Consider the following 13657-nt stretch of genomic DNA (forward strand, 5'->3'; position numbering starts at 1 on the left):
ATCAGGGCCGCTTCGCGCCCCAGCGGGAGCAAGCTCCCTTGCCACAGATTATTTGCCCGCTTTCATTGATGTTTAGCGGCCCGTGCTGCGATAGGATCTACCCGACATCGCCATTTTCCCTGCTTGAGCCCTCATGTCCGCCATCGACCACCCGCAGATAGATCGCTTCCTCGACGCCCTCTGGCTGGAAAAAGGCCTGTCGGACAACACCCGCCAGGCTTACCGCAGTGACCTCGCGTTGTTCAATGGCTGGTTGCAGGAGAAAAACCTCGAGCTGCTCGATGCCGGTCGCGAGCTGATTCTCGACCACCTGGCCTGGCGCCTGGAGCAAAACTACAAGCCTCGCTCTACTGCGCGTTTTCTCTCAGGCGTGCGTGGCTTCTATCGCTACCTGCTGCGGGAAAAGCTGATCGCTGTCGACCCAACCCTGCAAATCGACATGCCGCAGCTGGGCCGGCCACTGCCCAAATCCCTGTCGGAAGCCGACGTCGAAGCCCTGCTCGCAGCCCCCGACCTGAGCGAAGCCATCGGCCAGCGCGACCGTGCCATGCTGGAAGTGCTGTATGCCTGCGGCCTGCGCGTCACCGAGCTGATCAGCCTGACCCTGGAACAGGTCAACCTGCGCCAGGGCGTATTGCGCGTAATGGGCAAGGGCAGCAAGGAGCGCCTGGTGCCCATGGGCGAAGAGGCGATCGTGTGGATCGAACGCTACATGCGCGACGCCCGAGCCGAGTTGCTCAACGGTCGGCCCAGCGATGTACTGTTTCCCAGCCAGCGCGGCGAACAGATGACCCGCCAGACCTTCTGGCATCGCATCAAGCACCAGGCCAAGGTTGCCGGCATCGGCAAGTCGCTGTCGCCCCACACCCTGCGCCACGCGTTCGCCACGCATTTGCTCAACCACGGCGCGGATTTGCGCGTGGTTCAAATGCTCCTGGGCCACAGCGACTTATCCACCACCCAGATCTACACCCACGTGGCGCGGGCACGTTTGCAGGAGATGCACGCCAAGCACCATCCCCGTGGATGAAAAATACTTCGGAAAAAGCCCAATTTCCCCGCGACTGGCTGCCCTGCGGCCCAACTGTGGTAGGCTTTGCCGGTTCGCAAAGGGGACGGCCCAAACCCGTGTTTGAAGATCGGTGTTCCTGCTCCCGTCCCTGCATCTGCCTTCAGGAGTTCCCATGCGCTTGACCCAGATTTTTGCCATCGCAGCCATTGCGTTGGTCTCAACCTTTGCCGTCGCCGACGACGCCGCAGAGAAGACAATCCGCAAGAGCCTGGAAGCCCTCCAGCTCGACACCCCGATTGAAAGCATCAACGCCAGCCCGATGGCCGGCCTGTACGAAGTCAAGCTCAAGGGCAGCCGCGTGCTGTACGCCAGTGCCGATGGCCAGTACATCGTCCAGGGCTACCTGTTCCAGCTCAAAGACGGCAAGCCGGTGAACCTCACCGAGAAAGCCGAGCGCCTGGGCGTGTCCAAGCTGATCAACGGTATTCCGGTGGCTGAAACCGTGGTTTACCCGGCCATCGGCGAAACCAAGACCCACATCACCGTGTTCACCGACACCACCTGCCCGTACTGCCACAAGCTGCATGCCGAAGTGCCTGAGCTGAACAAGCTCGGCGTTGAAGTGCGCTACGTGGCGTTCCCGCGCCAGGGCCTGGGTTCGCCGGGTGACGAGCAGTTGCAAGCCGTCTGGTGTTCGGCCGACAAGAAAGCGGCCATGGACAAGATGGTCGATGGCAAGGAAATCAAGGCCGCCAAGTGCGCCAACCCGGTTTCCAAGCAGTTCGCCCTCGGCCAGTCGATTGGTGTGAACGGTACGCCGGCCATCGTTTTGGCTGACGGCCAGGTGATTCCGGGCTACCAGCCTGCGCCGCAAGTTGCCAAACTGGCACTGAACGCAAAGTAAGCATTATCGTCGAGCCTTGACGATCATGATCCGCCGACAGTTCGGCGGGTCATTAATAGAGAGCCGCAGTTGTGCGGCTGTTTTCACGGCCGACCTTGAGTCGGCCGTTTCATGGGGAGTTCTTCAGTGAAACCGGTCAAAGTAGGCATCTGTGGGTTAGGGACCGTCGGTGGCGGCACCTTCAACGTACTTCAGCGTAACGCTGAAGAAATTTCCCGCCGTGCAGGGCGTGGGATTGAAGTGGCACAAATTGCCACGCGTACGCCAAAGCCTCAGTTCCAAACGACCGGTATTGCGATTACCAACGATGTCTTCGAAGTCGCCACCAACCCTGAAATCGATATCGTCATCGAGCTGGTAGGCGGCTACACCGTGGCCCGCGAGCTGGTGCTCAAGGCCATCGAAAACGGCAAGCATGTGGTCACTGCCAACAAGGCGCTGATTGCCGTGCACGGTAACGAAATCTTCGCCAAGGCCCGCGAGAAGGGCGTGATCGTGGCGTTCGAAGCCGCCGTGGCCGGTGGCATCCCGGTGATCAAGGCGATCCGTGAAGGCCTGTCCGCCAACCGTATCAACTGGGTGGCCGGCATCATCAACGGCACCGGTAACTTCATCCTCACCGAAATGCGCGAGAAGGGCCGTACCTTCGAAGACGTGCTGGCCGAAGCCCAGGCCCTGGGTTACGCCGAAGCCGATCCGACCTTCGACGTGGAAGGCATCGACGCTGCCCACAAGCTGACCATCCTGGCGTCCATCGCCTTTGGTATCCCGCTGCAGTTCGACAAGGCCTACACCGAAGGCATCACCAAGCTGACCACCGCCGACGTGAACTACGCCGAAGCCCTGGGCTACCGCATCAAGCACCTCGGTGTGGCGCGCAGCACCCCGGCCGGTATCGAGCTGCGTGTGCACCCGACACTGATCCCGGCCGACCGCCTGATCGCCAACGTCAATGGCGTGATGAACGCCGTGATGGTCAACGGTGACGCTGCCGGTTCCACCCTGTTCTACGGCGCCGGCGCCGGCATGGAGCCGACCGCTTCGTCTGTGATCGCCGACCTGGTGGACGTGGTGCGTGCCATGACCAGCGACCCGGAAAACCGCGTACCGCACCTGGCCTTCCAGCCGGACTCGCTGTCGGCCCACCCGATCCTGCCGATCGAAGCCTGCGAAAGTGCCTACTACCTGCGCATCCAGGCCAAGGATCATCCGGGCGTGCTCGCCCAGGTGGCCAGCATCCTGTCGGAGCGCGGCATCAACATTGAATCGATCATGCAGAAGGAAGTCGAAGAACAGGACGGCCTGGTGCCCATGATCCTGCTGACCCACCGTGTGCTGGAGCAGCACATCAACGACGCCATTGCCGCGCTTGAAGCGTTGCAGGGCGTGGTTGGGCCGGTGGTGCGGATTCGCGTCGAACACCTGAACTAATCGTTTTGCGGCAAGGGCCCCACGCGTTCGGCGGCCCTTGTTCAAGCATGCTCTAGAGGAGCCAGTCATGCGTTATATCAGCACCCGCGGCCAGGCACCGGCCCTGAATTTCGAAGACGTTCTGCTGGCCGGTCTGGCCACTGACGGCGGCCTGTACGTGCCGGAAAACCTGCCACGCTTCACCCAGGAAGAAATCGCTTCGTGGGCCGGCCTGCCGTACCACGAGCTGGCGTTCCGGGTCATGCGCCCGTTCGTCACCGGCAGCATCCCGGATGCGGATTTCAAGAAGATCCTGGAAGAAACCTACGGCGTGTTTTCCCACAGCGCCATTGCCCCGTTGCGCCAACTGAACGGCAACGAATGGGTCCTGGAGCTGTTCCACGGCCCGACCCTGGCGTTCAAGGATTTCGCCCTGCAACTGCTGGGTCGCCTGCTGGACTATGTGCTGGAAAAACGCGGTGAGCGCGTGGTGATCATCGGCGCTACTTCCGGTGATACCGGCTCGGCGGCGATCGAAGGCTGCAAGCACTGCGAAAACGTCGACATCTTCATCCTACACCCGCACAACCGCGTGTCGGAAGTGCAGCGTCGGCAGATGACCACGATCTTCGGCGAGAACATCCACAACATCGCCATCGAAGGCAACTTCGATGACTGCCAGGAAATGGTCAAGGCCAGCTTCGCCGACCAGAGCTTCCTCAAGGGCACCCGCCTGGTAGCGGTGAACTCGATCAACTGGGCGCGGATCATGGCCCAGATCGTCTACTACTTCCATGCTTCCCTGCAGTTGGGCGGCCCGGCGCGTTCGGTGTCGTTCTCGGTGCCAACCGGCAACTTCGGCGACATCTTCGCCGGTTACCTGGCACGCAACATGGGCCTGCCGATCAACCAGCTGATCGTCGCCACCAACCGCAACGACATCCTGCACCGCTTCATGAGCGGCAACCAGTATGTCAAGGAAACCCTGCACGCCACACTGTCGCCGTCGATGGACATCATGGTCTCGTCGAACTTCGAACGCCTGCTGTTCGACATGCACGGTCGCAACGGTGCTGCCCTGGCCGGCCTGATGGACAGCTTCAAGCAAGGTGGCGGTTTCAGCGTCGAGCAGGAGCGCTGGACCGAAACCCGCAAGCTGTTCGACTCCCTGGCGGTGGACGACGCAGAAACCTGCGAGACCATCGCCGAAGTCTACGCCCAGACCGGCGAGCTGCTGGACCCGCACACCGCCATTGGCGTCAAGGCCGCGCGCGAATGCCGCCGCAGCCTGGACATCCCGATGGTGATTCTCGGCACCGCGCACCCGGTCAAATTCCCGGAAGCGGTAGAGAAGGCCGGGGTTGGCAAGGCGCTGGAATTGCCGCCGCACCTCACCGACCTGTTTGAGCGTGAAGAGCGTTGCACGGTATTGGCCAATGACCTGAAAGCGGTACAGGCGTTTGTCAGCCAGCATGGCAATCGCGGCAAGCCACTCTGAGCCAACGGCTTTGCGTGGTGGATCAAGCCCGTCTTCGTGACGGGCTTTTTCATTCTGGCGAGCCATACTTGCGCGGCGACCAACAAGAATAATCAAGGAAACCCAACCGGTGTATTTATCGACCCGAGCACACGCGTGGCTGGCATGTGTGCTGCTGCTTGGCCATGGTTCGGCAAGCCTCGCGGCTGTCAGCCTGCCGTTCAAGCTGGTGCCGGCGTTCATTGCCCTGGAGCCCATGCCCCTGACGGTCAGCGAGCAGCAATGGCTGGCGGCCCATCGGCCACTGAGAGTGGGCATTTCGATTGATGACTATCAGCCGATCGATATCACCCGCGACCGCAATCGCTACCAGGGCATCAGCGCCGATTACCTGAGCCTGATCGGCGCGCGTCTGCATGCACCGATGCAAGTCCTGGGTTTTGCCGAGCGGGCGCAGGCGGTGGAAGCCTTGCGTAACGGCACCATCGATATTCTCACCAGTGCCAACGGTTATGAGCGCGACGTATCGGGGCTGCGCTTTACCGAAGACTACATGCCGGATCGTTCGGTGGTGGTTGTGCGCCGGGATGACACCACCCAGAACGAAGACCTCAAGGACAAGAAGCTGGTGTTGCTGGACGGCTACGCCAACGTCAAGAACGTCCATCTCGCATATCCCGGCAGCCACATCATGCTGGCACCGAATCTCTACAGCGGCCTGGAAGCGCTGAAGCAAGGTGATGCCGATGCGTTTATCGGCAACGAAGTGATCGTGCGCGCCTACAAGTCTTTGCGGCCCTACCTGGGCTTGCAGATCAAGGTGGAAAGCCGGCTGGCGCCCATCGGCTTTGCCTTTGCCACGCGGGAGGCCGACCCGTTGTTGGGGACGCTGATGGACCGGGCGCTGGCGAGTATTGATGAGTCTGTGCGGCGGGAGATCCTTGCGCGCTGGACCACCGGACTGGGGGTGGGCATTGCCGCCGAGCGCATCGCCTTGTCGGCCCCGGAGCGGGCCTGGGTACTTCAGCATCCGCATGTGGTGGTGGCGTCCCAGCAACTGTCTCCCTATGTATTCAAGGACAAGGACGGCCAGTGGGTGGGGCTGAATGTGGACTTGCTCAACCGCATTTCACGCATGACCGGCCTGCAGTTCGTGATGGAGGAAGTGTCCTCCACGGCACAGACCCTGGGGTTGCTGGAAACGGGCAGGGCGGACATGAACACCACCCTGGCCGAAAATCAGGAGCGCAAGGCCTTTCTCGATTTCAGCCATGGGTTCGGGGGCTCAGGATGGGTGTTTATCCAGCGCGCTGACGCACCGCCAGTGGCCAGTTTGAGCGAGCTTTCAGGCAAGGTGCTGGCGCTGCCGGCACGCCATGTCCTGGAGGGATATATTCGTCGCGAGCACCCCGGGATCAAGCTGCAATCGGTGGATAACTACGTCCAGGCCCGTGAGCTGGTAACGCAGGGTCGCGCGGCGGCGACTATCCAGAGTGAAGTGGAAGTGCAGAGTTACCCGGCCGATGAGTTGCGCATCGGCCGCAGTGTCGAGGGCAAGTGGTTGGCCAACAGCCTGTCGGTGCGCAAGGATCAACCGGAACTGCTGAGCATTTTGAACAAGGCGCTGGAAGCGCTGCCGGTCGCGGAATTGAGCGCCCTGCGTTTGCGTTGGCTGGGTAGCGTACCCGTCCCGGTGCCGGCCTGGCAGCGGGTGCCGCCATGGGCCTACTGGACGGTCGCCATGGCGCTGCTGTTTGTGCTGGTGTCCCTGGCCTGGAACAGCCGGCTCAAGCGCCAGATTCGCCAGCGCCTCCAGGCCGAGCAGCGGCTCAACGACCAGTTGGCGTTCAAGCGCGCGCTGCTGGACGGCATGCCCAACCCGGTATTTGTGCGTGATCTGGAAGGACGCCTGGTGACCTGCAACACCAGCTATGAACAACAGTTGAACACCCGGCGCGAGCAGATCCAGGGCCTGACGCTGATGGAAAGCGGGCTGATGCCTGACGCTACGGCCGCGCGCCTGCATGCCGGCCACATGGAGCAATTGGCGAGCCAGCAGTCGCTGTTCGTCGACCGGCAGCTGGAGTTCAATGGCGGGGCGTTTCATGTGTATCAGTGGACGGTGCCGTTCTTCGACGCCAAGGGCCAGCTCCAGGGTTTGCTCGGTGGCTGGGTCGATATCAACGAGCGCAAGGTCCTGGAGCTCCAGCTGATGGATGCGCGGCAGGCCGCTGACGAAGCGAACTACGCAAAAAGCGCGTTTCTCTCGACCCTGAGCCACGAGATTCGCACGCCGATGACCGCCATTATCGGTCTGCTCGAGCTGGAGCAGGAGCGTGCCCAGGCTGAAGGCAAGACAGTGTCTGAAGCCCTGCGAGTGGCCCATCGCTCGGCGCGTGAGTTGATTGCCCTGATGGGTGACAGCCTCGACCTGGCCAAGATTGAAGCCGGTCATCTGCAACTGGCGCCGCAGGCCACTGACTTGAAAGGTTTCTTCGAGGGCATACAGCGCTTGTTCGAACCCATGGCGCAGAAAAAGGGCCTTCACCTGACCCTGGCATTCGACCCGAGCGCGCAAGGGTATTACTGGTTCGACCCGCTGCGCCTGCGTCAGGTTATCCATAACCTGTTGGGCAACGCGCTCAAGTTCACCTCGCGCGGCGAGGTTCGGGTCAGTGTTGTGCGCAAGCTTGACCCGGCGGGGGCCGAATATTTGCACCTGTGTGTGGAGGACAGCGGGCCGGGCATTGGCGTCGAGCAGCAGGCGCGAGTGTTCAAGCCGTTTATCCAGGTCAGCGCGCGGACGGCTGCCGAGCACGGCGGCACAGGACTGGGCTTGAGCATCTGCCAGCAACTGGTGGAATTGATGGGAGGCAGCATCACCCTGAGCAGCGTGGTGGGAGAGGGCACGGTGGTGTGCATCGACCTGTACCTGGATCGGGTCATCAGTGACGACGTGCCGGCATCTGCCGGTGTACCGCTGCTGGTCGCCGGCCGCAACCTGTCGGTGTTGGTGGTGGATGACCTGCCGGCCAATCGGCTGGTGCTGGTTCAGCAGTTGCAGTTCCTGGGTCATCAAGTAGTGGCCGTCGACTCGGCCGAAGCGGCCTTGCAGCGTTGGCACCATGAGGTGTTTGACGTCCTGGTCACCGATTGCAATATGCCGGGCATGTCCGGCTACGCCTTGAGTGAGGCCATCCGCCGGCTGGAAGCCCAGGAGCAACGGCCACGCCTGGCGCTGGTGGGTTGCACGGCGAATGCCCTGGATGATGAACAGCAGCGCTGCCGGGAGGCGGGAATGGATGAACTGCTGGTCAAGCCCGTGACCCTTGAGCACTGGACGCGTGTGCTCGCCCGCGTCGTGCCTGCACGCTCTTTCAGCATCCAGACCCTGCGCACCATGACCCAGGCCGACGGACCGGTTTTGCAGCGTATGCTGCAGGAGCTGGCGAGGAGCCTTGAGCAGGAGCATAACCTGATGGCGTCCGCCATGACGGAACACGACCAGGTCCGGCTGGCCGCCTCGCTGCACCGCCTGAAGGGCATATGCTGCCTGGTGGATGCGTTGCCGCTGGCCAAGGCCTGTGTGGCGCTGGAAGGGTGTATTCGGGAGCAGCGCAACGCTGAGATTGAACTGCATTGGTTAGCGCTGCGCGAAGCATTGATCGAATTCCAGGTCGAGCTTGAGGCTTATCTGGACCCGTCCGAATAAGACATGTCCTATGGGGAAGGCGCGGGGTTTTTATTAGTCTGTGCACCCTCGCTTCTCCCCGGTAACGTTTTTCATGCGCTCCCTCAACGTCCTGATCCTCGAAGATAACCCGTTCCAACTGATGGCCCTGCATCAGATGCTCAACGCCAACGGCGTATTCAATGTACGCACGGCCGAAACGGTCGACGCCGCTCGCCAGTCACTGGAGAGCAAGGGCGCGGTGGACATCGCGATTTGCGATCTGTACCTGGAGCAGGGTGATGGCCTTGAGCTGATTCGGGAAATGGCCGAGCGCCGCCAGGCTCAGGTGTTGATCCTGCTGAGCAACGCCGAGCCGGATGTGCTGGAAGGCGTGGCGCACATGGCCCGACAGTTGGGGCTCAACGTGCTCGGCTGCCTGCCCAAACCGGCGTCGGCAACGCTGATCGGGAAAGTCCTCGAGGCGTGCCGGGAACGCTTGCGGCCCGGCCCGCCGGTGGTGTCCTGGGAGCGGGTGCGCCAGTTGCTGGACTTGAGCGAATCCGAGCAGTTGCCGCCTTCGGCGGATCTGAGCCAGGCCGCAATCGCCCGCTGCGGCACGGTCTGGTATCAGCCCATTGTCAGCCAGGCGGGCGCGTTGCAAGGTGTTGAAGCGCTGGCCCGCTGGCAGCTTCCTGACGGCGAGTTGCTGTTGCCTGACGCGTTTCTGCCGGTGCTGGAGTTTGCCGGAATGGAAGAGGCGTTTACCTGGCACGTGCTGGAACAAGCGCTGGGCCAGGCGGCACACGTCATGCGCGAAACCGGGCAGGTGCTGCCGGTGGCGGTGAATATCCCGGGGCGGATGCTGGAGCGTCCGCACTTTCCCCAAGTGCTGCAAGGCTTGCTGCAACTTCACGGCGTGCCCGCCCGTGGCCTGACCCTGGAACTGGTGGAAACCTCGCGCCTGAACACCGACAGCGCCCACGTCACCGGCTTGCTGCGTTTGCGGATGATGGGGTGCAAGCTGTCCATCGGTGATTTCGGCGTGGGCGGCACCAGCCTGCAACGCTTGCTGGAATTGCCCTTCAGCGAATTGAAGATCCCGCCGGCGTTTGCCAGCGGCATGGCCAGGGACGATCGCAAGGCGGCAGTGGTTGCCGGCGCCATGAGCATGGCGAGGCGACTGGGTGTGGGTGTGGTGGTGACCGGGGTTGAAAGCGCCGCCGACTATCACGCGGTGAGTGAACTGGGGGCTGCGTGGTTGCAAGGCTGCTTTATCGCCGGCCCCATGGACGCCGAGGCGCTCAAGCAGTGGATCGCGTTTCAGGCTAGGCCAGCCCGTGTTCCTGCACATAGATAAACAGCGCGGCGTCGTTGCTCAGGCCCAGCTTGCGCATGGCGCTGACCTTTTGTGCACTGACGGTTTGCTTGCTGCGATGAAGATTCGCGGCGATCTCGCCTACCGTCAGGCCGCCGGCCAGCAGGCGGATGACTTCCAGTTCACGGGGTGAGAGTTGATCCTGGGAGTGCACACGCTCGACGCCGGCCAGGTTCAGTGACTGACTGATGGTCTGGGCCACATAACGTCGCTGCTGGCGCACCTGACGGATTGCTTCAGGCAATTCGTCTGCGAGACTGGCCTTGCTCAGCAGGCCCATGACACCCAACTCCAGGATGGCGTGGAACAGGCCGGCGTTGTTCAGCATGGTCACCACCACGATGGGCAGGCCCGGGTGATGCCGGCGCAGTTGTTCGATCAGGCGCAAGCCGTCGGCCTGGGGCTCGGCGGGCATCATGAAGTCGGTCACCAGAATGTCGCAGGCACAACGTTGCAGCAGTTCGCCAAGGGCCAGGGGTGAGTTGGCTTCACCGACGATGGTTAGCCTCTCGTCACGTTCCAGGACCGCCCGCAGACCGATGAGGAAAATCGGGTGGTCGTCGGCGAGGACGATGCGCAATGGCTTGTCAGACGTTTCGTTCAATACAGGCTCCCAGGGTAATTTGGGGATTCTAGCCTGTTAACGCAGGAGAGGCTCTGAAGGTGGGTTCTACAAAGGTGTAAAAAACGCCGCGTTCCCGTCCGTGGGTCAGCGGCGTTTTTCGTTTCTGGCAGGCCCGGCCGGAGCGATCGTTTAGGCGAGTAGTTTTTGCGCCACTGCCATTACGGTTCCGACAGCCGTGAAGAAGCCGATGGCGATACCAACGGGATACCAGAAATTCTCTCGGGTTATCTTGTGGGATTCTGCGTTTAGCTTGCGTTGCTCGGCATAAATTCTGGATATGTCGGCGTGAATCTTCTCTAGTATTGCCTGCTCTTTTTCGTGTTCCAGCATGGTCTTCGTCCTTCGCAACGGGGCCTTTTGGTATGCGCTGTTTATCGATGTGCCGGCATGATCAGCGCTCACCGAGTATAGGATTCACCCTCGGCATCAGCGCCAAAACGGCAACTCATTGAGTAAGCAGTTATGTGCTGCCGTTTTTTGCTTGTCATGTTGCAAGCGCATGCTGGACACGTCATCCCCCGGCAACCCTTGAAAGACGAAAAAGCGAACTTTCCTACGACGCAAATAGTCACTTAGGATAGATGCAGCTCCCGTTTACACGATTGTTTCCGAACTATTGAGTGGTGATCGAGATGGAAAGTATCAGCCTATTGCTCGGTGAAGCACTGAGCCCTTATCAGGTCACGCTGACCACCTCGGGTGTGCAGGGCGAATGCCTGGTGACCGTAAAGAATCCGGCCGGTGCCATCGTGGTCGAACGAGAAGTCGACCAGGCACAATTGACCGACAAGCGTGCATTGGTGGATGTGGTGGACTGTTTGCACCGCGACTTGATGATTGCCGAAGGACGCCTGGAACCCTCGGTCATGGCGGCCCTGCGCAATGCGGCCCTGACTCGGCCGATTGCCTGCGCATGAAGATTTATTTTTGTTGGGAACCTTCCTACGGCAAGGTGAGTCAGATTTTGTAACAGCGAGATCAAGCATTGTGCTCCGGTGCTTGTGGCTCGTTGTTACTGGTCTTTTTAGGCCCTTATTAACCCCGAGTTGTCTCCCCACTGCTCGGGGTTTCTTTTTGCCTGCGATTTGTCATGGGCTCGGGGCATCCTGGAAAAACGTCGGGTGGTCTTGCAGGTATTGCTCACGCATGACCGGGTCGAGCCATGAGGCGTAGGACTGTCGCAGTTGCTCCTGCGGGATCTCGCGCAGCACCTGATTGATCCGCTCGATAGCCGTGCGGCCTGAGGCGTTATCCGTGCAGGCAATCCGGGTCAGTTGATAGGGCGGGGTGCCTTTGATGGGGTAGAAGATCAGCTCTTGTGGATCAATGCCTTGTTGCAGCGCCTGGTAGCGCACTTCTGTCCAGTAACCCAGCACCGCTTCCAGCCGCCCCTTTCGTTGCATCTGCAGCAGGCTGCCGAGGGCGTCATTGCCGTAATGCGGCGCCAGTTTGTGAGCACTGGTGTGCTTCAGCGCTTCATCGATGATGGCGCCGTAGCTGCGTTCGGCGATGATGCCAAGGCGCGCATCCCGTGCATTCAAAAATGCCTCCAGGTCGAACCGTCCATCCACCACAAACGGCGCCAGCAGCGCCCGCTGACCCTGGCGGATCGTCACCCCGTTGCTCACGGCCGCGAAGGCCTGGGCGGAAAACACGATGGTTTTAGCGCGCTCCGCCGTCCACAGCAGGGACGGGTCGCAGGTAAGCGTGCCGGGGTCGCGGAGCATCTGCATGCCGCGCGCGCGGTTCACGTGGAGGATCTGATGTCGATACTCCGGCATGTGTTCGGCGAGTATCGGCAGCAGTTGGTCGAGGGCGCCCTGGCCTTTTTGCGGGCCTTCGAAAATCGTCACTGGCGGCAGGTCACGCAACAGCCAGATCAAGGTTTCCTGGGCCTGGCTCGACAGTGGCCAAGTCCCGAGCAGTGAACCCAGGAGGCAGAGTCGAATGATGAAGCGCCGGCCCATCAGATCGCGCCGTTCTCACGCAGGCGAGTAACGGCGGCCGCATCGTAGCCCAATTCAGCGAGCACCACGCTGTTGTGCTCGCCCAACTGCGGTCCGACCCATTCACAACTGCCCGGTGTGTCCGACAGTTTGGGCACGATGCCGGGCATCTTGAAGTCCTTGCCGCCCGGGAGCTGCGCCTTGAGGAACATCTCGCGGGCGAGAAATTGCGGGTCTCCCAGCATGTCTTGCGCGCTGTAGATACGGCTGGCGGGCACTTCGGCCTTGTTCAACTGTTCCACCACTTGCTCAAGCGGCAGCGAGTTGACCCAGCGATCAATCACCCCGTACAACTCATCGCGCCGGCTGTCGCGGCCATCGTTGCTGGCCAGTGCCGGGTCGTTGGCCAGGTCGTCGCGACCAATGGCTGACATGAAGCGCTTGAAGATCGCGTCGCCATTGGCGCCGATCTGCACATGTTTGCCGTCGGCACTGGTGTGGATCGAGGAGGGCGTGATGCCGGGCATGATGTTGCCGGTGCGCTCGCGGATAAAGCCGAACACGTCGAACTCCGGGATCATGCTCTCCATCATCGCGAAGATCGCCTCATACAGCGCCACATCCACCACCTGGCCGAGCCCGCCATTCACTTCACGATGACGCAGGGCCATCAGCGCCCCGATCACGGCCCACAACGCCGCGATCGAGTCCCCGATGGAAATCCCGGTGCGCACCGGCGGGCGGTCCTCGAAACCGGTGATGTAACGCAGGCCCCCCATGGATTCGCCCACCGCGCCAAACCCAGGCTGGTCCTTCATCGGCCCGGTCTGGCCAAAGCCCGAGAGGCGCACCATCACCAGTTTCGGGTTCAGGGCGTGCAAGGTTTCCCAGCTCAGGCCGAGCTTTTCCAGCACGCCAGGGCGAAAGTTCTCAATCAAAATGTCGGCATCCGCCAACAGTTGCTTGAGGATCGCCAGGCCGTCCGGGTGTTTCAGGTTCAGGGTGAGGGATTTCTTGTTGCGCGCCTGCACAAACCACCACAGCGAGGTGCCTTCATACAGCTTGCGCCACTTGCGCAGCGGGTCGCCGCCATCCGGGGATTCGACCTTGATCACCTCGGCGCCGAACTCGGCGCAGATGCGCGACGCAAACGGGCCGGCGATCAAGGTGCCAAGTTCGATGACTTTCAGGCCGGCAAGTGGTTTGGCGGTAAACGACATGAGGAACCTTTCGGG

11 protein-coding genes are annotated in these 13657 nt (G+C 61.5%); 7 read left to right on the forward strand and 4 right to left on the reverse strand.

Annotated features, from left to right (window positions below; translation table 11 throughout):
* Positions 1-133: 133 nt before the first annotated feature.
* The 6 genes from xerD to JV201_RS05270 all read left to right on the forward strand — a co-directional run bounded on the left by xerD (position 134) and on the right by JV201_RS05270 (position 9833).
* Positions 134-1030 carry a site-specific tyrosine recombinase XerD gene (xerD, locus tag JV201_RS05245; RefSeq protein WP_003209584.1) on the forward strand — a complete coding sequence of 299 codons (897 nt, stop codon included), beginning with the start codon at positions 134-136 and terminating at the stop codon, positions 1028-1030.
* Positions 1031-1184: 154 nt separating this feature from the next.
* The gene (gene dsbC / locus JV201_RS05250) at positions 1185-1916 is read left to right on the forward strand and encodes a bifunctional protein-disulfide isomerase/oxidoreductase DsbC (RefSeq protein WP_003209582.1); all 732 of its coding nucleotides are present in this window, start codon (positions 1185-1187) and stop codon (positions 1914-1916) included.
* 126 nt (positions 1917-2042) lie between these two features.
* Positions 2043-3347, forward strand: coding sequence for a homoserine dehydrogenase (locus JV201_RS05255; protein WP_003209580.1), 1305 nt, complete (start codon positions 2043-2045; stop codon positions 3345-3347).
* 67 nt (positions 3348-3414) lie between these two features.
* On the forward strand, positions 3415-4824 hold the full coding sequence (thrC, locus tag JV201_RS05260) for a threonine synthase (RefSeq protein WP_003209579.1): 1410 nt from the start codon (positions 3415-3417) through the stop codon (positions 4822-4824).
* A 109-nt stretch (positions 4825-4933) separates the two neighbouring features.
* A complete protein-coding gene (locus JV201_RS05265; protein ID WP_219406597.1) occupies positions 4934-8515 on the forward strand; it encodes a transporter substrate-binding domain-containing protein in 3582 nt (1193 codons plus the stop codon).
* A gap of 73 nt (positions 8516-8588) precedes the next feature.
* Positions 8589-9833 carry an EAL domain-containing protein gene (locus tag JV201_RS05270; RefSeq protein ID WP_177067673.1) on the forward strand — a complete coding sequence of 415 codons (1245 nt, stop codon included), beginning with the start codon at positions 8589-8591 and terminating at the stop codon, positions 9831-9833.
* Here JV201_RS05270 and JV201_RS05275 read toward each other — a convergent pair.
* Both JV201_RS05275 and JV201_RS05280 read right to left on the reverse strand, forming a co-directional pair.
* Entirely contained in the window at positions 9802-10455 is a 654-nt protein-coding gene (locus JV201_RS05275) for a response regulator transcription factor (RefSeq protein WP_177040153.1), read from the reverse strand. The genes JV201_RS05270 and JV201_RS05275 overlap by 32 nt on opposite strands.
* Before the next feature lie 150 nt (positions 10456-10605).
* On the reverse strand, positions 10606-10806 hold the full coding sequence (locus tag JV201_RS05280) for a hypothetical protein (RefSeq protein ID WP_003209572.1): 201 nt from the start codon (positions 10804-10806) through the stop codon (positions 10606-10608).
* A 302-nt stretch (positions 10807-11108) separates the two neighbouring features.
* Between JV201_RS05280 and JV201_RS05285 the strand changes: the two genes are divergently transcribed.
* Positions 11109-11393, forward strand: a complete 285-nt coding sequence (locus JV201_RS05285; protein WP_003209570.1) for a DUF3509 domain-containing protein — start codon at positions 11109-11111, stop codon at positions 11391-11393.
* Between the two features lie 171 nt (positions 11394-11564).
* Here the strand turns inward: JV201_RS05285 and JV201_RS05290 are convergent, their stop codons facing one another.
* Both JV201_RS05290 and JV201_RS05295 read right to left on the reverse strand, forming a co-directional pair.
* Positions 11565-12443, reverse strand: a complete 879-nt coding sequence (locus tag JV201_RS05290) for a TIGR02285 family protein (protein ID WP_003209569.1) — start codon at positions 12441-12443, stop codon at positions 11565-11567.
* The gene (locus JV201_RS05295) at positions 12443-13642 is read right to left on the reverse strand and encodes a CaiB/BaiF CoA-transferase family protein (protein ID WP_219406598.1); all 1200 of its coding nucleotides are present in this window, start codon (positions 13640-13642) and stop codon (positions 12443-12445) included. The genes JV201_RS05290 and JV201_RS05295 overlap by 1 nt, the downstream gene beginning before the upstream one ends.
* Positions 13643-13657 lie beyond the last annotated feature (15 nt).

It is taken from the genome of Pseudomonas sp. Colony2 (assembly GCF_019382755.1).
GTDB lineage: Bacteria > Pseudomonadota > Gammaproteobacteria > Pseudomonadales > Pseudomonadaceae > Aquipseudomonas.

Bases quoted from the DNA above. Each gene is read 5' to 3' on its own strand.
- JV201_RS05290 (WP_003209569.1), bottom strand. From the start codon at position 12,443: ATGGGCCGGCGCTTCATCATTCGACTCTGCCTCCTGGGTTCACTGCTC.
- JV201_RS05280 (WP_003209572.1), bottom strand. From the start codon at position 10,806: ATGCTGGAACACGAAAAAGAGCAGGCAATACTAGAGAAGATTCACGCC.
- JV201_RS05270 (WP_177067673.1), top strand. From the start codon at position 8,589: ATGCGCTCCCTCAACGTCCTGATCCTCGAAGATAACCCGTTCCAACTG.
- thrC (WP_003209579.1), top strand. From the start codon at position 3,415: ATGCGTTATATCAGCACCCGCGGCCAGGCACCGGCCCTGAATTTCGAA.
- JV201_RS05285 (WP_003209570.1), top strand. From the start codon at position 11,109: ATGGAAAGTATCAGCCTATTGCTCGGTGAAGCACTGAGCCCTTATCAG.
- JV201_RS05295 (WP_219406598.1), bottom strand. From the start codon at position 13,642: ATGTCGTTTACCGCCAAACCACTTGCCGGCCTGAAAGTCATCGAACTT.
- dsbC (WP_003209582.1), top strand. From the start codon at position 1,185: ATGCGCTTGACCCAGATTTTTGCCATCGCAGCCATTGCGTTGGTCTCA.
- xerD (WP_003209584.1), top strand. From the start codon at position 134: ATGTCCGCCATCGACCACCCGCAGATAGATCGCTTCCTCGACGCCCTC.